The sequence below is a fragment of the Endozoicomonas sp. G2_1 genome, from assembly GCF_017744155.1.
In the GTDB taxonomy this organism is placed as follows: Bacteria; Pseudomonadota; Gammaproteobacteria; order Enterobacterales; family Alteromonadaceae; genus JAGHQT01.
In genome coordinates, this window is the sequence record NZ_JAGHQT010000003.1 from 220994 (window position 1) to 244782 (window position 23789).

17 protein-coding genes and 1 tRNA gene are annotated in these 23789 nt (G+C 43.1%); 13 read left to right on the forward strand and 5 right to left on the reverse strand.

Features of this window, described 5'->3' with window-relative positions:
* Window positions 1-5: 5 nt before the first annotated feature.
* Window positions 6-866 carry a formyltetrahydrofolate deformylase gene (gene purU / locus J7384_RS06090; protein ID WP_209112122.1) on the reverse strand — a complete coding sequence of 287 codons (861 nt, stop codon included), beginning with the start codon at window positions 864-866 and terminating at the stop codon, window positions 6-8.
* Between the two features lie 230 nt (window positions 867-1096).
* On the opposite strand from purU, the gene J7384_RS06095 reads away from it, so the two are divergent.
* The 6 genes from J7384_RS06095 (at window position 1097) to J7384_RS06120 (ending at window position 8868) form a co-directional block, all read left to right on the forward strand.
* On the forward strand, window positions 1097-2062 hold the full coding sequence (locus J7384_RS06095; RefSeq protein ID WP_348523846.1) for a carbon-nitrogen hydrolase family protein: 966 nt from the start codon (window positions 1097-1099) through the stop codon (window positions 2060-2062).
* Window positions 2063-2476: 414 nt separating this feature from the next.
* A complete protein-coding gene (locus tag J7384_RS06100) occupies window positions 2477-3121 on the forward strand; it encodes a peroxiredoxin-like family protein (RefSeq protein WP_209112126.1) in 645 nt (214 codons plus the stop codon).
* Between the two features lie 203 nt (window positions 3122-3324).
* On the forward strand, window positions 3325-4167 hold the full coding sequence (gene hutG, locus J7384_RS06105; RefSeq protein WP_209112128.1) for an N-formylglutamate deformylase: 843 nt from the start codon (window positions 3325-3327) through the stop codon (window positions 4165-4167).
* The gene (locus tag J7384_RS06110) at window positions 4151-5554 is read left to right on the forward strand and encodes a formimidoylglutamate deiminase (protein WP_247741656.1); all 1404 of its coding nucleotides are present in this window, start codon (window positions 4151-4153) and stop codon (window positions 5552-5554) included. The genes hutG and J7384_RS06110 overlap by 17 nt, the downstream gene beginning before the upstream one ends.
* Window positions 5555-5596: 42 nt before the next feature.
* Window positions 5597-6499, forward strand: coding sequence for a formate dehydrogenase accessory sulfurtransferase FdhD (gene fdhD / locus J7384_RS06115; RefSeq protein ID WP_209112129.1), 903 nt, complete (start codon window positions 5597-5599; stop codon window positions 6497-6499).
* 53 nt (window positions 6500-6552) lie between these two features.
* Window positions 6553-8868 carry an FdhF/YdeP family oxidoreductase gene (locus J7384_RS06120; RefSeq protein WP_209112131.1) on the forward strand — a complete coding sequence of 772 codons (2316 nt, stop codon included), beginning with the start codon at window positions 6553-6555 and terminating at the stop codon, window positions 8866-8868.
* A 23-nt stretch (window positions 8869-8891) separates the two neighbouring features.
* Here the strand turns inward: J7384_RS06120 and J7384_RS06125 are convergent, their stop codons facing one another.
* The gene (locus J7384_RS06125; protein WP_209112133.1) at window positions 8892-9248 is read right to left on the reverse strand and encodes a hypothetical protein; all 357 of its coding nucleotides are present in this window, start codon (window positions 9246-9248) and stop codon (window positions 8892-8894) included.
* Window positions 9249-9404: 156 nt separating this feature from the next.
* Between J7384_RS06125 and ccoG the strand changes: the two genes are divergently transcribed.
* From ccoG to J7384_RS06140, 3 genes are all read left to right on the forward strand, one after another.
* Window positions 9405-10865, forward strand: coding sequence for a cytochrome c oxidase accessory protein CcoG (gene ccoG, locus J7384_RS06130; RefSeq protein ID WP_348523847.1), 1461 nt, complete (start codon window positions 9405-9407; stop codon window positions 10863-10865).
* A gap of 8 nt (window positions 10866-10873) precedes the next feature.
* Window positions 10874-11893, forward strand: a complete 1020-nt coding sequence (locus J7384_RS06135) for a serine/threonine protein kinase (RefSeq protein ID WP_247741657.1) — start codon at window positions 10874-10876, stop codon at window positions 11891-11893.
* A gap of 84 nt (window positions 11894-11977) precedes the next feature.
* Entirely contained in the window at window positions 11978-12622 is a 645-nt protein-coding gene (locus J7384_RS06140) for a thiol:disulfide interchange protein DsbA/DsbL (protein WP_209112137.1), read from the forward strand.
* A 341-nt stretch (window positions 12623-12963) separates the two neighbouring features.
* Here J7384_RS06140 and J7384_RS06145 read toward each other — a convergent pair whose 3' ends face one another.
* The 3 genes from J7384_RS06145 to J7384_RS06155 all read right to left on the reverse strand — a co-directional run bounded on the left by J7384_RS06145 (window position 12964) and on the right by J7384_RS06155 (window position 15904).
* On the reverse strand, window positions 12964-15051 hold the full coding sequence (locus J7384_RS06145; protein WP_209112139.1) for an SHOCT domain-containing protein: 2088 nt from the start codon (window positions 15049-15051) through the stop codon (window positions 12964-12966).
* A 31-nt stretch (window positions 15052-15082) separates the two neighbouring features.
* A complete protein-coding gene (locus tag J7384_RS06150) occupies window positions 15083-15742 on the reverse strand; it encodes a single-stranded DNA-binding protein (protein WP_209112141.1) in 660 nt (219 codons plus the stop codon).
* An 85-nt stretch (window positions 15743-15827) separates the two neighbouring features.
* A tRNA-Arg gene (locus J7384_RS06155) sits at window positions 15828-15904 on the reverse strand.
* 178 nt (window positions 15905-16082) lie between these two features.
* On the opposite strand from J7384_RS06155, the gene J7384_RS06160 reads away from it, so the two are divergent.
* The 4 genes from J7384_RS06160 to prsR all read left to right on the forward strand — a co-directional run bounded on the left by J7384_RS06160 (window position 16083) and on the right by prsR (window position 23603).
* Window positions 16083-17033, forward strand: a complete 951-nt coding sequence (locus J7384_RS06160) for an efflux RND transporter periplasmic adaptor subunit (protein WP_247741666.1) — start codon at window positions 16083-16085, stop codon at window positions 17031-17033.
* A gap of 2 nt (window positions 17034-17035) precedes the next feature.
* A complete protein-coding gene (locus J7384_RS06165) occupies window positions 17036-20089 on the forward strand; it encodes an efflux RND transporter permease subunit (protein WP_209112145.1) in 3054 nt (1017 codons plus the stop codon).
* 102 nt (window positions 20090-20191) lie between these two features.
* Complete coding sequence (gene prsK, locus J7384_RS06170; protein WP_209112146.1) at window positions 20192-22240, forward strand: XrtA/PEP-CTERM system histidine kinase PrsK; 2049 nt, start codon at window positions 20192-20194, stop codon at window positions 22238-22240.
* A gap of 13 nt (window positions 22241-22253) precedes the next feature.
* Window positions 22254-23603, forward strand: coding sequence for a PEP-CTERM-box response regulator transcription factor (prsR, locus tag J7384_RS06175; RefSeq protein ID WP_209112148.1), 1350 nt, complete (start codon window positions 22254-22256; stop codon window positions 23601-23603).
* The last annotated feature ends 186 nt before the right edge of the window (window positions 23604-23789 follow it).

Consider the following 23789-nt stretch of genomic DNA (forward strand, 5'->3'; position numbering starts at 1 on the left):
GTTGATTATGCCAAGATAACGGTTTTATCGCCGTTTAAACAAATGCGCTGTTCAGCGTGTAATCGAACGGCATGGCTTAGTGCGGTTGCCTCCAAATCGTGACCTAAGTGAACCATTTGCTCAATAGTGTAAGTGTGATTAATTGGTTTTACCTCTTGTACGATTATCGGCCCTTCATCAAGATCGGCTGTAACGTAGTGAGCCGTTGCACCAATTACTTTTACCCCGCGAGCATGCGCTTGGTGGTAAGGTCGTGCGCCTTTGAAACTCGGTAAAAACGAGTGGTGAATATTAATGGCTCGACCTTGCAGCTTTTCACACATATCGTCTGACAGTATTTGCATATAGCGAGCTAGCACGAGTAAATCACCGTTGTAGTCGGCAAATAGTTTAAGCATATCAGCTTCTTGTTGCGGCTTATTGTCTTTGCCCATCGGCAAGTGATGGAACGGTACCCCGTGCCATTCACTTAACGCTTGGCAATCTCGGTGGTTTGAGACAACAGCAACAATATTGATAGGTAATACGCCAGCTTTCCACTTGGTTAATAACGAGACTAAACAGTGATCGTCCTTAGATACCGCAACAACAATGTTGGGCACGTCTTTTTTATTGCGCAACTGATAGCTAATTGACAAAGGTTTGGCGAGCTGGTCAATGGCATCGCTAAACTCTTCAATTGGTACAGTTAAGTCACGGTCATCAAAAACAATGCGCGAAAAGAAAGTATCGCTGTACGGGTCACTGTATTGACTGGTTTCGGTGATAAATGCGCCGTGCTCAAATAAGCTTTGTGTTACTTTTGCTAATACACCTGAGCTGTCAGGACATTGCCAGGTAAGTATGTATTGGTTGGTTTGGCTCATTGGGTCTCCGTGTAACTGTATTTACGAGCGATAAATTTACGAACAAAAAAGCAACAAGTCGCTTGTCGTTTCACTTGTGATGTGAAAATGTATCGGATAAAAATAAGTAAATAACCCATCTGATGCCAGTACTTATTTGTTATATAACCATTCGATTTGTTTCGATGGTCAACAAATATACCCAAGTATATTGAGGTGGCTTGAGTATAAAAATTCAATGAGAGGTGAACGTGGATAGCGAAGTATCAAACAAGTTAATTGTTGGTTTAGCGCAAATAGCGCCAGTGTGGTTCGACCGAGAAGCAACCTTAGATAAAGTCATTGATATGCTTTATCAAGCACAGCAAGACCATTGTCAGCTAATTGCTTTTGGTGAAGCACTGGTACCGGGCTATCCGTTCTGGCTCGAATTGACTCATGGTGCTCGTTTTAATGCACCGGACCAAAAGCGCATTCACAGTTATTATCTCGACCAAGCGGTAGTGATAGAGCGCGGCGATCTCGATGGCGTTTGCCAAGCGGCGGCCGATACCCAAGTCGCCCTTTATTTAGGTGTTATCGAGCGTGCGAGTGATCGCGGTGGTCACAGTTTATATTGTTCGATGGTTTATATTGACCAGCAGGGCAAGATCGGTTCAGTGCATCGCAAGCTAATGCCAACGTATGAAGAAAGATTGGCATGGTCGCCTGGTGATGGTCACGGTTTGCGGGTGCATAAGTTGGGCGCGTTTACCGTTGGCGGGTTAAATTGCTGGGAAAACTGGATGCCATTGCCACGAGCGGCACTTTACGGCATGGGTGAAGACTTACACGTTGCGATTTGGCCCGGTGGCGATCACAACACCCACGATATTACTCGATTTATCGCAAAAGAAGGGCGATCTTACGTGATGTCGGTGAGTGGTTTGATGCGTCGACAAGACTTTTCTCCTGATACGCCGCATTTAGATGATATCCTCAATGCCTTCAACAATGAATTTCTCGCTAATGGTGCTTCGTGTCTGGCGGGGCCAGATGGTGAATGGTTAATTGAACCTCAAGTCGGCCGAGAAGGTTTATACACAGCGGTTATTGATCATCAAAGAGTGCGAGAAGAGCGTCAGAACTTCGATCCAGCAGGGCATTATTCTCGACCAGACGTTACCCAACTGGTAGTCAACCGAGAGCGCCAAGCGACCATTAAGATCAAAGATTAGCGCAGACTAGGGCGTGTTGATCTTTCAGGATTGTTTTTGCAGCAGTCTGTTTGGTTTTTATACAAGGCGGAGCAGGTGTCGTGTAGTTGTTCTACACAAATCCTGCGACAACGCGGTAGAAAAGCCAAACAGGCGCTGCCCTGCGGGTTCATCTAAACGCTCCCTGCTTATTGTTGCCTACAGGAAGTAGGTACTGAGCGATAGCAGGATGCGGTAGCGGTGCTCGGTTTTTACATAGAACGACTATGCTACAAGCTGAGCGCCGCGATCAGAAAGCGTTTAGATAGAACAAAATTTAATCTCGAAAGATTAACACGCCCTGATATTACTGAAAGCTTTTATTCTGTGACAAGGTCTTTAGAGGGTTACGCATTAGAGAAATCGTAAAATAACAAACATTAAACAGGAAAAATTATGCGCAAAATTATTGTTTCATTGCTGGCGTTTGCTGGTTTAACCATCAGTTTTCTCAGCTATTCAGCACCGGCGAAGTCAATTGCTGAGTCTGCCGAACAGGTCGCGCCATTGCTCAATGGGCAAATGATACCCGATGTAGAAGTGACGACAATTGATGGCGGTAAGGAGTCATTACCTAAATTTTTAGATGGTCAAAAAACCGTCTTGTTTTTCTATCGCGGTGGCTGGTGTCCGTTTTGTAATACGCAAATGGGTCAGTTAAAAGCGATTGAAGGCCAATTAAAAGCGATGGGCTTTCAATTAGTGGGAGTTTCAACTGACGGCCCTGCTGATTTGAAGAAGAGCATTGAAAAAATGGATTTAGGCTATCAGTTAGTGTCGGACTTTGACTCTACACTCAGTCAGGCTTTTGGCATCGCGTTTTTTACCTCAGAGAAAACAACTAAGCGCTACTTAGCTGGCTTGAATTTAGCCAACCCATTGCAGAAAAATGCTGCTGGTCAAGACCGTTTAGTATTGCCTGCGCCAGCGGTTTACGTTATCGACAGCAAAGGTTTGGTTCAATTTAACTATGTTAACCCTAACTTTCGCGTCCGTTTAGATGAGCAAGTACTGCTAGCCGCTGCGAAAGCAGTAAAATAATCAGAGGCTTCTTAAGCTACTGATAGTTTTATTTCATAAGCCCTGCTTTGTTTAGCGACACCGCTGGGCTTTTTTATGCGCTTAATTTGCCGACTAATTCACAGCGTGATACTCTTTGAACAACTTGTATATACAAATTTAATCAGCTTCCCAAATCATTAACCATTTGGTTTTAAAAAAGCTGAAGCAACAGAGAGCGAATCATGACCTCGAGTTACCAACTTATTCCAGGCTCCGTACCATTGCTAATTAGCATGCCCCACAACGGCCAAGCGATTCCCGGTGATATTGCCGCAACCATGACCGACAAAGGGCGTGCAGTACCCGATACCGATTGGTACATGGATGAGCTTTATCAGTTTGCCCAAGAGCTCGGCGCGTATTTGTTAATTCCCAAATACAACCGTTATGTCATTGACTTAAACCGAGCACCTGACGGTGAAAACTTGTATCCGGGCGCCAATAGCACGGAACTTTGCCCAACCACGGCGTTTGATTTATCGCCGTTATATCTCGAAGGCATGCAGCCAGATTCAGCAGAAAATCAGCGTCGAATTGAGCAGTATTGGCAGCCATATCACAGCGCGCTTGAGCAAACCCTCGACGAGATTAAACAGCGCTTTTCTGGCGCAGTGTTATTGGAAGCGCACTCTATTTTGTCACATGTACCGCGCTTTTTTGACGGGCAACTGCCGGACTTTAACTTTGGTACCAGCAATGGTGCTAGCTGCAGTGATGAGCTGATTAATCGTGTTAACCAACTTGATTTTTCACCTTACTCAACGGTGACTAATGGCCGCTTTAAAGGTGGCTACATTACCCGTGCTTACGGCCAACCTGAGCAAAATATTCACGCGGTTCAACTAGAGTTATCGCAAGCAACTTATATGAGTGAAGCTGAACTCAGTTATAACCACGAGTTAGCGGCGCAGGTGCAAAAGAAGTTGAAGATGTTAGTGGAGTGTTTGATTGGCTATGGTCATAGTTTGGCTGATCAACCACACAATCCGCAAAGTGAACAGGAGCGCAATGATGAAACTGTTTAGTGCCCGCGTATTAACCGAACAAGGTTGGCAGCAAAACCAGCTACTGACTATTGAGCAAGGGGTTATTGTTAGTATTGAACCGGGTGTAGCCGCTTCGGCTGATCAAGCAGTTGGTACGGTTATTCCCGGCATGGTCAATTGTCATTCTCATGCTTTTCAGCGGGCATTTGCCGGTTTTAGTGAATACGCCAGTCAAGACCAAGACAGCTTTTGGAGCTGGCGTAAAATCATGTATCAGTTTCTCGCTAAATTAACCGCTGACGATGTAGAGCTGATTGCCGAGCAACTTTATATCGAGATGTTGAAAGCTGGTTACACCCGTGTTGCTGAGTTTCACTACCTGCACCACAACCTAAATGGTGAACACTATCGCCAACCTGATATGGCGAAGGCGATATTTAGCGCAGCTGCGACTGCGGGTATCGGCCTAACCATGTTACCGGTGCTCTACCGCTACAGTGGTTTTGGGCAACAGCCGCCAACTCAAGGTCAGCAGCGCTTTATTCACAGCCTTGAGCAGTTTAATCAATTGGTTTCCGATTGTTTTACCCTGACGCAGCAATATAACAATACTAACCTTGGTATTGCGCCACATTCGCTGCGAGCTGTTGATAAAACTTCGTTGCAAACCGCTGTTGAACACGTGCGCAGCCTTGACGATAAAGCGCCCATTCATATTCACATTGCCGAGCAACAAAAAGAAGTCGACGATTGTATCGCGCATTATGGTCAGCGCCCAGTTGAATGGTTATTGGCCAATGCTGAGATCGATCAGCATTGGTGTTTAATTCACGCCACCCATATCAACCCGCAAGAGCGTCGTGGTATTACCGCTTCAGGGGCTGTCGCAGGTATTTGTCCAACCACAGAAGCTAACTTAGGCGACGGCATTTTTCCAACCCAGGAATTTATCGCCGAAAACGGCTGCTTCGCGATTGGCTCTGATAGCCACATTTCGGTTAACCCCGTTGAGGAACTGCGTTGGTTGGAATATGCGCAGCGCTTAGTAAAACAGCAGCGTGCAGTATTAGCGACTGAGCAACAACCGTCGGTAGGTCGCTTTTTGTGGCAAGCTGCGGCATTGGGTGGTGCGCAAAGTTGTGCCGCCAATACCGGCGAAATTAAGGTTGGCAAACAGGCTGACTTGTTAGTGCTAGACGATGCTAAACTCAATTTGTTTGCCGCCAGCGACCAATATGCGCTCGATAGTTTGATCTTTGCTAGCCAAAACAATTTAGTAAAAGATGTTATGGTTAATGGTCAATGGGTTGTGGAAAACGGCCAACACATTAGTGAACAATTAACATCAGATGAATCAGATTTGGCTAGTAGTAACAGCACTGCTGAGCGCTTTGCAAAGTTGCTAGCGCGTTTGGCCAAAGATTAGTGCGTATTGATCTACTTTCACCATGTATAAGTCGGAGTATGAATGTCACAGCAAGTAAAAGCTGTTACCAAGAAACGCTATCAGCTCAAGCAATCCAACTCCGACAGCCAATTTTTTGATGTGAGCACTCACTTATCTAAAGACGTTTTGGTGTTAGAAGAACCATTGCAAATATGGCTTAATTATTACGACCCAAAGTGTGCTAATTACCTGCGCAAAAGCCTGACGATTACTATGCGTACACCCAACAATGACCGCGCATTGGTTTATGGTTTGTTACTTGCCGAAGGTGTGATTTCAGAAATCAGTCAGGTGCAATCGATAGTCATTGGCAGCGATCAAAACAACACTGATCAAGTTAATACTGATCAAGCGTCGGTTGAGGCCAATCAAATTGACGTTACCCTTAGTGCTGAGACAAAACTAGATTGGCGAAGTTTGGAACGACAATTGGCCAGTCATAGCAGTTGTGGCCTGTGTGGCAAAAGCGCGGTTCAAGCATTGGCGTTAAATCGAGAAACAGTGACTGAAAGTGAACCACTGAGTGTCAGTGCCAATGAGATTATTCAATTGCCGAATTTATTGCGCGCTCAGCAAGCACTGTTTCAGCAAACCGGCGCAGTCCACGGCGCTGGCTTTTACTGCAACGGCGAAATGAAAGATGTTCAAGAAGACGTTGGCCGGCATAACGCGGTTGATAAACTTATAGGTCAATTGGTGTTTAGTGGTGAAAATATCAGTGCTGGCGTTTTGGTGTTAAGTGGCCGAGTCAGTTTCGATTTAATGCAAAAAGCGGTTTTAGCGGGCATTGAAATAATTGTCGCAGTTGGTGCACCATCGAGTTTGGCGTTATTAGTGGCTCAGCAGTTTGATCTCACCTTGATTGGCTTTACTCGCACCGAGTGTTTTAATGTTTACCATGGCCATTGGCGAATCAGTGAGTGAGTTGCTTTTTTGCACAGCACAACATAATTAGGTTTAACGTTAGGTTTTGAGTGATGTCATATCGAAAGTATCAGGGTTCAGCCGGTGGCTGGGGGGCACTTGCCAGCACAGCTAAACATTTATTGAAAAGCGATAACATAGCGAAAAATATTAAAAATTTGCTTAAAACCAATCAAGATCACGGTTTTGATTGTCCCGGATGTGCTTGGGGAGAAAAAGACGAACCCGGCCGCTTTCGCTTTTGTGAAAACGGTGCCAAAGCCGTTAACTGGGAAGCCACTGGCCGCCGTATTGGCGCCGAGTTTTTCAGCCAATACTCAGTATCATGGCTCGATCAGCAAAGTGATTACTTTCTCGAATATCAAGGTCGATTATCTGAACCTCTGCGTTATGATCGTGCCAGCGACAAATATCTCGCCATTAGCTGGCCTGAGGCATTTGCCCTAATAGCAAAACACCTACAGCAACTTGAAAGCCCAAATCAAGCAGAGTTCTATACCTCAGGGCGTACCAGTAACGAAGCGGCCTTTTTATATCAATTACTGGTGCGTTTATACGGTACCAATAATTTTCCTGATTGTTCGAATATGTGCCACGAAGCCAGTGGCGTCGCGCTGAAACAATCGATTGGTGTTGGTAAAGGAACAGTGACATTAGACGATTTTGAGCACGCTGATGCCATTTTTGTCTTTGGTCAAAATCCCGGTACCAATCACCCGAGAATGCTCGATACCTTGAGTCAAGCATCGCGCCGTGGCGCAACGATTGTCAGTGTTAATCCATTAAAAGAACGAGGGCTAGAGCGCTTCACTAATCCGCAATCGGCCACTGAAATGATAACAGGTGGCGCGACCAACATTACCAAGCGTTATTTTACACCGAAGTTAGGCGGTGATATGGCCTTGGTGCGCGGTATGGTAAAAGTACTCAATGAACGTCATCAAAAAGTGTTGCCGGCCGGCAATCAAGTTTTTGATCTCGATTTTATTGACCAGCATACTCATGGCTTGCCAGATTATCTTAAGCAAGTCGAGCAAACATCGTGGCAGCACATCACTGATCAATCGGGCTTGTCAAAGGCCGAAATCGTGCAACTCGCCGATATCTATCAGGGGGCGCAGCGAGTCATTATTACCTGGGCAATGGGCATCACTCAGCATCAACACTCGGTTGCGACTATTCAAGAGTTTACCAATTTGCAATTGCTTTTTGGTCAGCTTGGTAAAGTTGGTGCAGGTTTATGCCCAGTGCGCGGGCACTCTAATGTGCAAGGCGATCGCACCATGGGGATTAATGAAAAACCGAGTGCTGAATTTTTAGCGAAATTAGCTGAAGTTTTTCAGTTTACCCCGCCAAGCGCGCCAGGTCACAATACCGTACAAGCGATTGAAGCGATGCTGGTTGGCAAGAGTAAAGTTTTTATTGGTTTGGGGGGAAATTTTGTGGCTGCAACCCCAGATACTGACCTTACGCGTCAAGCGCTGTCGAGTTGTCAGTTAACAGTGAGTATTGCTACCAAGCTCAATCGCACTCATTTAACCCCAGGGAAAGACTCATTGGTGTTGCCATGTTTAGGTCGTACTGATATTGATATACAACAATCTGGGCCGCAGCAGGTTACGGTTGAAGATTCTTTCTCTATGGTACATGCTTCGCAAGGCGTGGTTGCCAGTGATACCGGTAATATGCGCTCTGAGCCAGCAATTATCGCTGGTATTGGCCAAGCATTGTTTAGTGATAAGCCGTCAATCAGTTCAATTGTCGATTGGCAAGCGTTGGCTGGAGATTACCGCATGATTCGCGAGCTTATTGAGCAAGTGATTCCCGGTTTTAACAATTTTAACGACTCGCTCAATCAACCCGGTGGCTTTTACCTTGGCAATAGTGCGGCCCAGCGCCAGTGGCTGACGACAACCGGTAAAGCTGAGTTTCAGGCCCATAATTTGCCAATTGATATTGTGCCAGCATCGGTGCGGGCTTTGAGCGACAATCGCATTTTTGTTTTGCAAACCTTGCGCTCTCACGACCAATATAACACCACCATTTACGGTTTTGAAGACAGGTATCGTGGCATCAGCGGTGAACGCACGATAGTGATGATGAACCCTGATGACATTCGTGATTTGGGCTTTGAAGCGGGCGATAAAGTTGATTTAGAAGCGCTTTGGCCAGATGCTATTACCCGTAAAGTCGAAGGTTTTAAGCTAGTTCCTTACGATGTACCGCAAGGCAATTTGGCGGCTTATTTTCCCGAGGCAAACCCTTTAGTGGCATTGGCGCATCGAGGGATCGGTAGCGATACACCAAGCTCTAAGTCTATTGCGGTTGTGGTATCTCGATATCAAAATACCAGCACTAGAATTGTTTAGTCGAGTCTAATCGAAAAAAGGCGTTAAAGTAGCCCTTGGTATTCGCCAATTTTAGTGCAAACCTTTTTTAAGTTCACTTGGTGAAAAACTGGGTGAGACTTGTTACCTTCACAGTACGCTTTTTGAAAATCTTTTAGTTGGCGGCGGCTTTGACTAATTTGACGAATAGTGTTGAGTTCATTACTCGAAAAGCTGTGTTTACCAGCGCTGAGCTCGTCGTAGATTTTACTGGCCTTTAATCTTACTTTGGTGTCGGTGGCGTCGCTAAAAAAAGTGAGCACTTGTTCTTTTTGTTGTTCGTACCAAGCAGTGAGCTCTGGCTGTGGGTAGAAATGTAAAAAGATCGCGGCCGAGACGATTAAGATCAATAATTTTTTCATGGTTTCACGTATAATGCGTTCGTGACAATAAGTTAGCCCATGTTATCACGTGTGCCACAGCGCTCAAATAGGTTCTTCATTAAGCCCTTTACAAGCGCGAGTAAGAACTCGGCTGATTTATTGCCTCATGTATCTCATAATTGTTGGGGAACCATTGTGACATCTGAACAAGAAGCAAAAAAAGCACAGGCAAAAACGGAACAACCCGTTCGCATTCCAGTTAAAAATGTGAAAGTACATCCCGCCAAGAAAGGCAAGGGCGTTGAAGAGTACAAACCTCGCGATCAAATTTATGTGCGTAAAGTTACGGGCTTTTTCCAAACCCTACGCCGTAAAATGAATTTTGTTTTCTTGTTTATGTTTGCCATCCTGCCTTGGTTAACCTACAACGGTAATCAAGCGATTTTATTTGATATCGCCGAGCAGCGCTTTACTCTGTGGGGGCTAACCTTATGGCCACAAGATTTAACCTTGCTCGCGTGGTTATTTATGTTGGCGGCATTCTTACTGTTTTTTGTCACGACCTTTTTGGGGCGGGTTTGGTGCGGCTATATGTGTCCGCAAACCGTGTGGACCTTTATTTTTATCTGGTTTGAAGAGAAAATCGAAGGGACCGCGAATCAGCGCAAAAGGCTAGACGCCCAAAAAATGGATGCCAATAAGTTTTGGCGCAAAGCGCTAAAACATTTTTGCTGGCTGTTCTTTGCTTTATTAACGGCATTAACCTTTGTCGGCTACTTTACGCCGATTGCCGAATTGTTTATCGACTTCTTCACCTTTAACGCGTCAATGGCGGCGGCGTTAACCGTAATCTTTTTTGCCTTTTGTACCTATGGCAACGCCGGTTGGATGCGTGAAGTGATGTGTTTACATATGTGCCCTTACGCGCGTTTCCAGTCTGCCATGTTTGATAAAGATACCGTAACGGTGACTTATGACTTTCATCGCGGCGAAAGCCGAGGCCCGAGATCTCGCAAGAAAGACCCGAAAGAGCTCGGTTTAGGCGATTGTATTGACTGTAACTTGTGTGTTCAGGTTTGCCCAACTGGCATTGATATTCGCAACGGCCTGCAATACGAGTGCATTAACTGTGGTGCTTGTGTCGACGCTTGTGATGGCGTGATGGATAAGATGGGGTATGAAAAAGGCCTGATTCGCTACACTACTGAGCACGATTTAGAAGGTAAAAAAGTACACCTAGTGCGTTCAAAATTGATTGGCTACGGCATAGTATTAGTGATTATGACGGCCCTGTTAGGGTGGGAAATTTCAAATCGCGTGCCGGTTGGTTTAGACATTATTCGCGACCGCAACGCTTTGGCTCGTGAGAATATCAACGGTGAAGTTGAGAATGTTTATACGTTGAAAATTCTCAATAAATCACAAACCGACAATGTTTATCGCTTATCGGTGAAAGGCTTAGAAAACGCCAGATGGATTGGCGACCAAGAGGTCTTGATTAAGGGCGCAGCGGTTTATACCTTGCCAATTAGTATTGCTGTTGACCCGTATGATCTCAAAGCCTACATGACCGAAATTACCTTTGTTATTGAACAAGTTGAACCTGAAGCAGATGTTGTTTTTGAACATGAAAGTCGCTTTTTCAATAAGCGTTAGAGGTAATTTTGAACGGTAATATTATTGAATCAGCGCAATCGGCGTCGAGTAAGTTCGACTTTAGTGAGCTGTCGCCAGACCTGTTGCTAGATGCGATTGAAAGTGTCGGTATTGTTGTTGAAAGCGGCTTATTGCCGCTGAACAGTTACGAAAATAGGGTCTACCAATTTCACGACCAGCAGCGACAAAAGTATGTTGTTAAGTTTTATCGCCCAGAGCGCTGGAGCAAGGCACAGATTCAAGAAGAGCACGATTTTGCCCTTGAGCTGGTTGAACACGAGTTACCAATTGTTGCACCGCTAGTGATTAACGGTACTAGTTTGTTGGAATATCAAGGCTATCTATTCGCCTTGTTTCCGTGTCGCGGTGGCCGAATTTTCGAAGTCGATAACTTAGACCAATTGGAGTGGATGGGGCGTTTTGTTGGCCGTATTCATGCCATTGCCGCCAAAAAGCCCTTTGTTGCTCGTCCAACCTTCTCCAGTCAAGAAAGTTTAATTGATGCGACCAATATTATTCAGCAATCGGGCTTTGTCCCGAGTCATCTCAGTGAAGCTTTTTTTACCATTTTACAGCAAGTGGTTAGTGAGGCGAAAAGCCAATATCAACCACAAGCCGATCAAATTATTCGTTTACACGGTGATTGTCACGCCGGCAATATTTTGTGGACTGACGCCGGTCCGCACTTTGTTGATTTAGACGATTGCCGCGCCGGACCAGCGATTCAAGACCTCTGGATGATGCTGTCAGGCGACCGACAACAACAATTGTTACAATTGGATACCTTGCTTGAGGGCTATCAAGAGTTTTATTCATTTGAAGCTAAGCAACTTGTCTTGATAGAATCATTGCGTACAATGCGAGTGGTTAATTATATCGCTTGGTTATGTAAACGTTGGCAAGATCCTGCTTTTCCGCATAACTTTCCTTGGTTTAATACTGAGAAGTACTGGGAGCAACAGATATTGATGTTAAAAGAACAATTATCTGCCTTGCAGCAACCAGCGTTAAGTTTATATTCAGTTTAATTTGGCTAAACTAGCTCTATAACGTTAGGGCTGCGTTAAATAAGTTAACCGACTGAACACAATTTATTTCGAGGAAATCAGTTAATGAAAAAAGTTATTGGATTAGTATTATCGACATTCTTGTCACTGGTTGCATTTAATGCCGCCAGTGCTAACTTTGAAGCTGGCAAACACTATACGGTAGTTAGCGAGCAGTTGTCTAAAAAGCCAGAAGTAAGAGAATACTTTTCTTTTTACTGCCCACATTGTTTTAGCTTTGAACCGTTTATGGCTAATGTTAAAAAGCAATTGCCAGCGGGTGCTAAAATTGAACGCAATCACGTCGACTTTTTGCGCGCAGCGAGCCCAGAAGTACAATTTATGCTGTCAAAAGCCTTGGTAACGGCTCAGCAATTAAAAATGGAAGACAAACTAGTTGGCGCTATTTTTAACTATTTACAAGTACAACGCGCAGTGATTACTGAAGAAAAAGACTTGCGTAACATCTTCTTATTAAATGGCGTTGACGGTGCCAAATTCGATAAATTATTCAATAGCTTCGCCGTTAACAGTAAAGCGAAAGCGATGAAGAAAAAGCAGGACTACTTCTCAGCTAAGCGCGCGTTAACTGGTGTTCCTACTGTGATTGTTAACAATAAATACCGCATTAACAATCAAGCGTTAAACCGCAACAGCTTTGAAAAAGACTACGTTGAGTTAATTCATCACTTGTTGTCTTTAGACAAGTAAGCGTGAGTGACAACAACTGAGCAAAGCCAGTTAATATATACCCAAACCACCTCAAGATGCACTATTCAGCGCTGTCACAGGAGCTTAATATCAAGGCGCAGCTAGCAGGAATGGTTACTCCCTTTCAATTAGCTGCAACGCAGAGATTAAGTTTCTGTGAAGCGCCCGAAGGGTTGGTTTAAAAGACGATTTATGCGGCGTTATTGATTTTAACAAGGGAATAACCATTCTTTGCAATCAATGCCTTGCCTAAATCGTTTTTAATTCCAACTGAACAAGCATCTTGAGGTGGCTTGGGTATAGGCTGTTCAAGTAAAAGGGGAGCTGAAAAGCTCCTCTTTTTAGTTTTGTACCAAGTCTTTTAACAGTTTTGCTTTGGCTTGATTGAATTCAGCTTCAGTTAAAATTCCTTGTTCTTTAAACTTAACCAGCTTTTCTAGAGAATTAATCAGTTCTGAATCTGATTGTATCGTCGTTTGCCTATCGATAGTACTAGGCTCATCAACATAGTCATTAGGTTTGTGGTCTGAGTTTGTTTTTACTGCGGTGTTAGTAGGCACAGTTTTGTGAATATAGGTAATAGGCTCTGATGGCACTCTGATTCTTTTTTTACGGCTCGGTAAAGTAGGTAGCTTGCTTGTATCTCTTGCCTCTGTGTCGTCGGGGCTAATTGCCATGGCAATAAACCAACACCAGTCAAGCAGGAGCGTTAAGCTTTCTTCGTATGAAGGTTTAGTTAGTCTGTTATTGCCCTTCCTCAGATACAGACACACTTCGTGTTTTTTCTTGTTCTTGGTTGTTATGATAACCGTTAGTTTTCTGACCTTATCATCAACCATTTTTTGGCGATAATCCTGCGCAATTTTCTCGTTGATGGCAGCTTCTTGGACGTGGTTAAAACCTTGACTTTGGTTGATAATATTAAGGCTATTTTCGTTGAGCAGAATCTCACTTTGTGCAACGTTATCAGTTGTTAGCTCTATACTAGGGGTCGTTTCTTGTCCTTTAAACATGGATACCAAATTGTTACCAACGCTAAATTCAAGCCGAGTATATTGACGTTTTAGTTGGGCTTTAGTGCTGTTTTTTGATGAATGTTTAAGGGTATAAACAATAAGTACGGCAGCAGCAGATATCGCGATAGCTAGCAAGAAGGTAATAATGGATCTTGATTGTTGAGGCTCTGGCTGTTTTGTTTCGCTAATTTTTGCTTCGTCATTTAAGCCTGAGTCAATATCAGTTACAAGTTTTAGTAGGTTGCCATTTACTGGCGAAAATAACCAAGGCTCGCTATTTTGGTCTAATAAAAGACTAAGGTTTCGCTGTGTAGTTAGGTTTTTATTACGGATTGGCCATTTTCTTTGGCTAACATTGCCTTGCGCTAAGTTGGTGATAGTTTCAAGTTGCCAGCCGTCACTGCTGATTAACCTCAGGTGGTGCTGCCAAAATGCCGGGGTCGACTTGCCTCGATAAACAGCGGTAAAGGTTTGATTTGAATCACCCTCCAACTGAGCTAATGCCTTGGGGCGAGACTGCCGCCAGTCGTTGCCGTAATTTACCTGGAAAACTGATTGTCTATTTTGCTCTGCTTGACTAATGAACAGACTATTAGTACGTGCTTTTTGCCAGAAAAACTGGTGAATCTTGCCTAGGCCGGTAGCGATTATTTCATTGTTAATCTTGTCATTGTTCTGAAACGGGTTGTCGTTTGGGACAGTGTATTGTCGCAAGCCAAATTTAGTCGGGCTAATACGCAATATACTGCCCGAAAGCAATGGGTGATTCGATAAGCTTTTGCCACCAATAATCGAAATGTACAGATAACCATAGTTTTCATGCCATGTTTTAACATAAGGGTTGAAACTAAGTTGATTGATTGAGTTTTCAGGTTCAGAGGTTGAAAGCCTCAATATTTCTCTTTTACTGTTTGGCTCTACTGTATTAAATACCTTGTCATTTAGCTGCCACTCGTTGACGATAAGGTCTACATTTGTTTCTTTTAATTCAATACTATTAATCGAGGGGCGATGTTGGTTTTTAGCACTTTGTTTTTCAGTATGAGCTGTGTAAAAAGTTAGGTAGCCCAACTGGTTTTTATGATGAAAACTTGGGTGCAGAGCAAAAGCAGTCAATGATTGAAAATTGTTGTCGGGTACATGTTTCGACAGTTTCAGTAGTACTTCGTTAGTTGAGTGCTCAATGTCAACGACGCGCACTTCGCCATTGCCATAACTGAGATACAATTGTTGGTCATCTATTGGATTAAAAACAATGTTATGCCATTGGTTACTGGGCCCAACAACAGGGATTGAGGCAACGTTTACAGCATCGATAGATTCAGCTTTGGCGGATTGAACTAGCACTAAGCAGATGACAATAGTCGCGAGTAATTTGTAATATGTAGGATAATTTTTTAACCAGTAACCCATGTGCTTTATATTTCCTTATCACTCACTCGTGTTATTGCTCAGGCTTTTTCAATAAGACGCTGTGTTTGGCATCTATTAATTGAGACTTGCTTTCGTCTTTGCTGTAACTAAGTCTTCCTTCAACAACAAGTTGATCACCTACTTGTGCATTTTCGTGAAGATAGCTTGCTTGTTTACCCCACACATGAATCTTTCGATTTAGTTGATGGGAGGAAGCTTTGTTTTGTGTTGGTGAAATGGCTTGATGACAGATATCGATACTTACTTCGGCAAGGAACTTGTCTCGTTGTGTTTGTACTAATGTGATTGGCGCTGATAGGGTACCACTGCACTGGATTTGATTGATTGAATTGGCATAACCTTTAGCAAAAGACTGAGCAAAAGTTGCGTGGATAATCTCACGATTCTTAGCTTTGCTGTTAATCAAGTAACCATGGATCAGCATAACTTCGCCTTTTTCAGCATACCTCAATGCTTTTTCTACAATATCGCCGATGACTTTTATGGTATGAAAGTCAGTCCACTCTTTGTATTGCTGCACAGTTTGATCAAACCATTTTTGATGTGTTGCTAGTACTACTTCTGCAACAGCCAGCATTGGATTTGCCAAATATCTAATTTCTGGTTTTGCTACCAGGTTACCTAATAAAGTTACTTTACAAAGATTATGATTTTCAAAAACTTGTGACATACGTAGAAACAACCAGAGCCGATGGTTCTAATGTACGAAAAGCAGGCTCATATTGCAAAATGAAAATACAGCTTGTTTGAGGTGGTGGCCCGCCCTGCAGGAGTCGAACCTGCGGCCTCAGCCTCCGGAGGGCTGCGCTCTATCCAGCTGAGCTAAGGGCGGAATGTGAACTGATTTAAAGCGCGCAAATACTATAGCTTGTCAACCAGTTTGTCTAGTTGAATTTGTAGAAAACGGTATACTTTGTTGATTTTACTGCATAAAGTATAAGCAAATATTTTTATAAATCTTTTTCATTTCTATGCAAGCGCTTGTTGTTTTTTTCACTTTTTTTATGTTCATGGAGACTTATGCTCAGGCTGGACAGGTTCATACTGAACGCGTATCTGTGACGTCGTATCAAGATAAAGTAAAACGGGTTGGTGAACTCAGCTTTAAGCAAACGGTTAGTTTGTCGTTTAAGAGCTCGGGTTATTTGATGAAATTACTAGTCGATGAAGGAGATGAATTTGAACAAGGTGATCTATTGGCATCACTCGACACCACTGAGCTTATTGCAGACCAAAAGGCAAAGTATGCTCAGCTCGTGCAAGCTAAACAAAATTTTAATCGAGCTCGCTCTTTGTTAGATGAAGGTATAGGTTCACAGCAAGCAGTAGATGATACAGAGGCTTTGGTAAATGTAAGCAAAGCGGCATATGAGATTTCTGCTTACAATATTGAAAAAGCAAAAATTATCGCTGCTTTTAATGGTGTGGTGCTAACTAAAACAGCTGAACTGGGCGAGCTTCAACGTCCGGGGCAGCAGTTACTGCGAGTAGCACCGTTAAAAGACAATTGGGTCGTAAAAGTGAGTCTTACCCAGCACGAAGTTGGTCAAATTAAGCTCGGCCAACACGTACAGGTATTACTATCAAATCAGAAGCAATTTAAAGGCGTTATTAGCCGTATTCCTGCGATGGCTGATGTTACTAGTAACCTCTTTACAGTTGATATTTTATTAGCCGCTATTGAGCGCCCTTTGGGCATTGTAGCTGGTCAACTTGCGCATGTAGAAATCGATTTAAATACTAAGCAGTTAGTTTATGCTGTGCCAGTCGACGCTTTGATGTCAATAAACCATAACGGCCGAGCACTGATTATGATTGAGGATAAGGGGAAATACAGCCAACAAGATTATGCAGTTCATAGCGTTGATGGTCACTATCTTTATTTGCTTGCCGGAGACACCGTTCAGCCATTAAATGTTGTCGTAACCGGTTGGCAACGACTGCAACGAGGACTCAAATAAACATGCAGTTACCTCGATTAGCGATCAACAATGCCCAATTCACTCTGACTGTAGTGCTATTGTTGGTGCTCGTTGGGCTAATTTCATACTTTACAATGCCACGTTCAGAAGATCCGCAGTTTGATTTACCAATCACAATGATTGAAGTTATCTATCCGGGAGCTTCACCACTGGATATCGAAAGCTTGGTAATCAACCCCCTCGAAGACGAGTTTTCAGAAGTTGAGAATATCAGTAGTATCGAGTCGCAGATAAAAAATGGCGGTGCTCGTATTGAAATCAAGTTTGTTTATGGCACCGAACCCGATCTGGCATACAAAGATGTTAAAAGAGCTGTTGCTGAAGTCGAACCCACGCTGCCGGATGGTGTCCAAGAATTATTGACGATTAAGGCAACTCCTACCAGTGTCGCGATCGTGCAAATAGCGTTGTGGAATGAGCCAACTAACTATAAAACTATGGAGTTTTACGCTAAGCGTTTAGAGAAAAAGTTAGAAACAATTCCCGCCGTACGCCAAGCAGATGTCTGGGGGTATCCAACGCAAATTGTCGCTGTTGATGTCAACTTGGCTTTGCTCAAGCACTATAATTTATCAGTGACTGATATCAATCGGGTACTAAAAGGACGAGCTGAAAACATAACGCCAGGCTTTGTTAATGCCAGTACCCGAAGGTTTAATGTTAAAACTACCGGCAACTATGACAAATTGACGCAAATTTCTGAAACAGTTGTTAAATCTGGAGATAATTTTACCCTTCGACTAGAAGATGTCGCACAAGTTAGCTTTTCTAATCTAGAGCCAAACTATTTAGCATATTATCAAGACAAAGCCGTTGTTTTTATTACAGCTCAACAACGAGCAAATACTAATATTTTTGAATTAACAGCAGAGCTTGAACAGATGCTGTCCCAGTTTGAGCAAACAATACCGGCAGATATGCAACTAGAAGTTTTGTTTAAACAAGCTGATAGTGTTGAAAGTAGAGTCAATGGCTTTTTTGTTAATTTAGCTCAAGGCTTGGTACTGGTTGGTGTTATGGCATTGGTATTTTTAGGAATTCGAGAGTCGATAGTGATTATTACTGCGATTCCACTGTCTTTTGCTATTGCTATCGGGTTTCTAGACTTTACTGGCTTTGGCTTGCAACAAATGTCGATTGTTGGTTTGATTATTGCGCTTGGCTTACTTGTAGACAATGCCATAGTGGTTACAGAAAGTATTCACCGTGAAAAGAGTGTACAAAATAGTCTAGGGCAAGCAGCCGCAAGTGGAACAAGTAAGGTCGGTTGGGCAATTACTAGTGGTACAGTGACAACAATGTTAGCTTTTCTACCCATGCTGCTGTTGGGTAGTAATACTGGTGATTTTGTTAGGTCTATGCCTGTGACGGTGGTCTTAGTTTTGCTTGCTTCTCTGCTAGTTGCATTGACTTTGACTCCTCTGTTGGCAAGTAAGTGCTTTAGTGCCAGTAGTCATCAGGTGAAAACCTTACAAGTCTATTTGAACGAATTTTCTGGGCGTTACTATCGCGCATGGCTGGTGACTATGATCAAGCGCAGGTGGTTAATTGTCACCGCCGCATTAGCTCTATTACTGGCAATGTTGTCATTGTTTTCTGAGGTTGGCGTTAGCCTATTTCCCAAAGCGGAAAAGCCATTGATTATGGTTGATGTAGAAATGCCACCAAATACTTCATTAGTAAATACCAATAGCGTTATACAAAAAGTGGCTGATAGAGTTCGCCAGCACGCTTTAGTGGATGAGGTAGCGCTTAATATAGGTAATGCTAATCCCAGAATCTATTACAATCAATTGCCTAAACGAGGAGTTACTCACTATGGCCAGCTCCTAGTCGTCTTGAAAGAATATCAAACGGATAAAGTCATAAATCTAGTACAAGAATTTAGGAGCGAATTTAATCAATGGCATGAAGCTGTTATTACCGTCAACGAGTTTACTCAAGGACCTGTTACGGACAAACCTATTGCCATTCGTTTAATGGGAGAAAATTTATCAGCGCTAGAGCAGGTTGCCAATGACGTTTCCAAGTATATGGGAAGCTTGACCGGAATCGTGAACATTGATAACCCTATCGGGCAAGCAAATACTGAGCTCGCCTTAGTTCTAGATTATGATCAGGCTGGCGTGAGTAATGTCGATGTAAATACCTATGAAAGAACAATTAAAACCTTGTTGTCTGGCGAAGTTATAGGTTTGTTTAACGATGATAACGGTGAGAATTATCCTGTCCTTGTTCGAAAAAAGTACCCAGATATTGAAAGCTTAGAGCTAGTTAATATTCGTAGTCGAACCGGTGATAATATTCCGCTTAATCAAATCGCCAAAACCCAATTGCAAAAAGGGCAGGCTGAGTTTTTTCACTACCAAAAATTACGTATGGCTAAAGTTGCAGCTGATGTCGAACAGGGTTATTCCGTCAACGAGCTGACAGCTCAAGTAGTTAATTATCTCAATGATTATAGTATGCCCCAAGGGGTATCCTACTCTTTAGGAGGAGAGGAGAAATCTCGGCAAGAAAACTTTGCTGGCTTGTCACAAATAATGGCTGTAACAGCGATAGGTATATTCGCAGTGCTTGTGTTGCAGTTTAAGTCTTTCAGTCAGCCGTTAATAATCTTCAGTTCAATTCCATTCGCAATTGCGGGGGCTATCGTTGGTTTGTATTTTGCCGGCATTTCATTTTCAATGATGGCCTTTATTGGCTTAATCAGTTTATTCGGTATTGTTGTAAACAACGCTATTATTCTCATCGATACCACTAATCGACACATGAGAGAAGGGCAGTCACTGGTTGAAGCAACACTCAATGCTAGTGCGATTCGTTTCACACCTATTTTATTGACCACATTGACGACCATAGGTGGTTTACTGCCATTAACAGCACTCGGTGGCACACTTTGGCAACCTCTGGGAATTGTTATCATCTCGGGCTTGTGTGTGTCTGCATTGTCAAGCTTCATACTTGTACCGATATTGATCGAGCTGTTCACTAGAACAGATAAAAGTTCACTGGATAGAAAAAGTCAAATCTAGCGGCTTATCCATCAGGAAAGTAACCAGTATTTTTCGCTATCGCTTGTTTGGCTTGCCTTATCGCCATATGATATGCCTATAAAATAACTTTGGAACAAAGCAGTGGAATCTCTAGGACTAGTTGGCTACTTCTCCGCTTCGGTATTAACACTTATATTCGGTTTTTTAGTCTTTGTTGCTCGCAATCAAAGTTTTATTGGCCGTTGGTTGATGCTTAGCATAGCGACATTTTTTGTTGCTAATGCGACTGGGGCTGCGCAAATTAGTATGGGGTTTAGCCTTATATGGGTGATGATAGTAGATTCAGTAAAAATCGCTTGTTGGTCTCTGCTAATTTTGGCGCTTAGTCATCAGCTTGAATCTGTTAAGGCACTTTTTTCTTATCGCTACAGTAAACTATATGTCGTAGGGCTGTTTTCTGTGCTTGTCGGCTGGCAACTTGGTGAGCATTTCTTTGCTATTGGTTATAGCTTTTTGTTTTTTGTTTTTACCTTGCTAAACCTTATCACACTCGTTTTGCTAGAGCAGTTTTACCGCAACTCCCCTGATGCCGCTCGTTGGGCTATTTGGCCATTTATTATTGGTATTGCTAGCTTTAGTTTGTTTGATTTTGTTCTTTATGCTCAGGCCTCTATGCTCAATACCATTAATTTTGATTACTGGTTTAGCCGGGGCTTTATTGCCTGTTTATGTGTGCCATTTATGTTGGTGGGAGCAAGAAGAATTCAAAATGGCACAGTGCGAGTGTTTGTTTCCAGACAGGTTGTTTTTTATAGCTCAATGCTAATGATCGCAGGCGTTTACCTGTTAGTAATGGCATTTGCTGGCTACATTATTCGATTTTTAGGTGGCGAATGGGGCGGTTTGGTCAGCGTTACCTTTTTAATGTTTGCCAGCGTTGTTTTAGTTGTTTTGTTAGTGACTGAAACCTTGAGAAGAAAGGTAAAGGTTTTTATCGCCAAAAACTTTTTTGCCAATAAATATGAATATCGCGATGAGTGGTTGAGCTTAATTGAAAAAATAGAGACCACCAGTGCTGAAAGCTATTATCAAATGGCAACAGAAATTATGATGGCTAAGCTCGAAGCAGCTGGAGGTGCTATTTTAAAGTGGCATGGCAGTCATCAATATCAAATTAAGTACAGCAAAGGTCTAGAGCTAGGTGATGACTTAGAGCCGGGGCTAACTTTATGCGGGCAGTTTTGTCAGCAGCAGGGTTGGATTGTCGACTTGAGAGAATATGGCAGAACGCCTAATTTGTATCACGGCTTGTACTTAACCAGTAGTTTCTATCAAAGTTCTCAAGTTAAAACTATTGTGCCGATTTTTATTGGCAAAGCCTTCTATGGTCTTTTCGTCATTGGTCCGAGTCCAGATGCTAAGAACTTGAACTGGGAAGATCGCGATTTACTATTCGCGGTTTCTAAGCAATTAGGTAACTTTATTTCTCTGCACGAAGCTAATGACAAACTTGCTGAATCAAAACAGTTTGATGCTTTTAACCGAATGTCAGCGTTTTTGGTTCACGATTTAAAAAATGTTCAAGCTCAGTTAAGTTTGATCAATATGAATGCTAAAAAGCATCGAGATAATCCGGCTTTCGTCGATGATGTTTTTGAAACCGTTGAATCTGCGACCGAGCGCTTAGATAAAATGCTCAAACAATTGCGCAATAAGCAGCTTGCTGAATCGCAAAGTAAAGATATTGATCTGGCTGAATTAATTGATAAAGTAGTGACTCAGTGCAATATTCGCGCGCCTCAAGTGATTATTGAACAAACTCAACCTTGTGTGATGGCAATTGACGGCGAAACTTTACACTCTGTTTTACATCACCTATTGCAAAACGCTCAAGAGGCGACAGCAAGCGACGGGTGGGTGAAAATTAGTTTAACCACTCAATCAGAATACGCGGTTATTGATATTAACGATAACGGTAGTGGTATGTCGCAAGAATTTATTGAAAAGCGGTTGTTTAAGCCATTTGATACCACTAAGGGTAATGCTGGCATGGGTATTGGCGTATACGAAGCGAAGCAGTTTGTTGAAGGCATAGCAGGTAGCATAGATGTTACTAGTGAGCTTGATGTTGGTACGCGTTTTGTCTTGTCGTTGCCGAAAAAAAATGAAATTGATGAAGTGTTAATATAAGGACGCTTGCTAGATGGAAAAGCTATTAATTATTGATGACGATGCTGGCGTACAAAAGCAGCTTAAATGGAGTTTGTCTGATTACGACGTAATTCTCGCTGATGATCGCAATAGTGCGGTTGCTGCAGTTCGTCGTCACGAACCTAAAGTGGTTACCCTAGATTTAGGTCTACCGCCGGACGAGGCCAATGCGTCGGAAGGCTTAGCGGCGTTGCAGGAAATTTTGACTATTGCTCCTCACACTAAAGTGATAGTAGTTACAGGTAATGACGATCGCACTAATGCACTTAAAGCAGTGGCCGCTGGGGCATACGACTTTTATCAAAAACCGATAGAGCCAGAAGTGATCAACGTTATTGTTGAACGGGCATTTGCTTTACATAAGTTAGAGCAAGAAAACCTTACTATGCGCAGTATTGCTGGCAGTGATATTGGCATTATCGGTAACAGCGAAGCAATCGAACGCTTGCGGATGATGGTAAAACGTATCGCGCCAACTGAAATTACCGCCTTATTGTTAGGTGAAAGTGGTACAGGTAAAGAAGTGACTGCCAATGCCGTGCATCTTGCCAGCGATCGCAGCAATAAGCCATTTATAGCGATTAACTGTGCCTCTATCCCTGAAACATTACTTGAAAGTGAATTGTTTGGTTTTGAAAAAGGCGCATTTACAGGAGCTCACAAAACCACTAAGGGTAAAATAGAATGCGCTGAGGGCGGCACTTTATTTCTCGATGAAATTGGTGACATGCCGTTTAATCTTCAAGCTAAGTTGTTGAGGTTTTTACAAGAGAAACGCATTGAGCGTTTGGGCGGTCGCCAAGAAATTCCCGTTGATGTTCGCGTCGTCTGCGCGACCAATCAAAACTTGGAAGAAATGGTGGCACAAAAGACTTTCCGCGAGGATTTATTTTATCGCGTCAGTGAAATTACCTTGAACATTCCACCGCTCAGAGATCGAGATGAAGACATCCTTATTTTGGCACAGTACTTTTTAAACCAGTATGCTCAAGAGTATAAGCGCAATGTCAAAGGCTTCTCTGAAGACGGCATCAGCGCGTTAAAAGCACATAAATGGCCGGGCAATATTCGCGAACTGCAAAACAAAGTTAAAAGTTCGGTGATCATGAGTACGGGTGTACAGGTGACCGCCTTTGACCTGGGCTTTTTTGACCACGAGGGCAGTGAATACGCCCTTGATTTAAACTTGCGGGTCGTGCGAGAACAAGCCGAAACTATCGCCATTCAAAAAGCTTATGCTTTGTCTGAAGGCAATATGTCTAAGGCGTCAGAGTTACTGGGTATTACTCGACCAACGCTTTACAGTCTCATCGACAAGTACGGGTTAACCATTAATACCTAGTTCGATTGTATCGCAGGGGTATCAGCAAATTATTGGTTGCTACGTTGAATGCCGCATTGGTTAATGCGGCATTTTGTTTTCTGGCGTGAAACTTTGCCAAAAAAGCGCTCACGTTACCCCGCTTCAATATTGTACTACTGCTGTCTACACTTCTTGGCTGTGCTATACTGCGCGCCCTTCAAAACT

Coding starts and splice junctions, on each gene's coding strand:
- purU (WP_209112122.1), bottom strand. CDS start 866: ATGAGCCAAACCAACCAATACATACTTACCTGGCAATGTCCTGACAGC.
- J7384_RS06100 (WP_209112126.1), top strand. CDS start 2,477: ATGCGCAAAATTATTGTTTCATTGCTGGCGTTTGCTGGTTTAACCATC.
- hutG (WP_209112128.1), top strand. CDS start 3,325: ATGACCTCGAGTTACCAACTTATTCCAGGCTCCGTACCATTGCTAATT.
- J7384_RS06110 (WP_247741656.1), top strand. CDS start 4,151: ATGATGAAACTGTTTAGTGCCCGCGTATTAACCGAACAAGGTTGGCAG.
- fdhD (WP_209112129.1), top strand. CDS start 5,597: ATGTCACAGCAAGTAAAAGCTGTTACCAAGAAACGCTATCAGCTCAAG.
- J7384_RS06120 (WP_209112131.1), top strand. CDS start 6,553: ATGTCATATCGAAAGTATCAGGGTTCAGCCGGTGGCTGGGGGGCACTT.
- J7384_RS06125 (WP_209112133.1), bottom strand. CDS start 9,248: ATGAAAAAATTATTGATCTTAATCGTCTCGGCCGCGATCTTTTTACAT.
- J7384_RS06140 (WP_209112137.1), top strand. CDS start 11,978: ATGAAAAAAGTTATTGGATTAGTATTATCGACATTCTTGTCACTGGTT.
- J7384_RS06145 (WP_209112139.1), bottom strand. CDS start 15,051: ATGGGTTACTGGTTAAAAAATTATCCTACATATTACAAATTACTCGCG.
- J7384_RS06150 (WP_209112141.1), bottom strand. CDS start 15,742: ATGTCACAAGTTTTTGAAAATCATAATCTTTGTAAAGTAACTTTATTA.
- J7384_RS06160 (WP_247741666.1), top strand. CDS start 16,083: ATGGAGACTTATGCTCAGGCTGGACAGGTTCATACTGAACGCGTATCT.
- J7384_RS06165 (WP_209112145.1), top strand. CDS start 17,036: ATGCAGTTACCTCGATTAGCGATCAACAATGCCCAATTCACTCTGACT.
- prsR (WP_209112148.1), top strand. CDS start 22,254: ATGGAAAAGCTATTAATTATTGATGACGATGCTGGCGTACAAAAGCAG.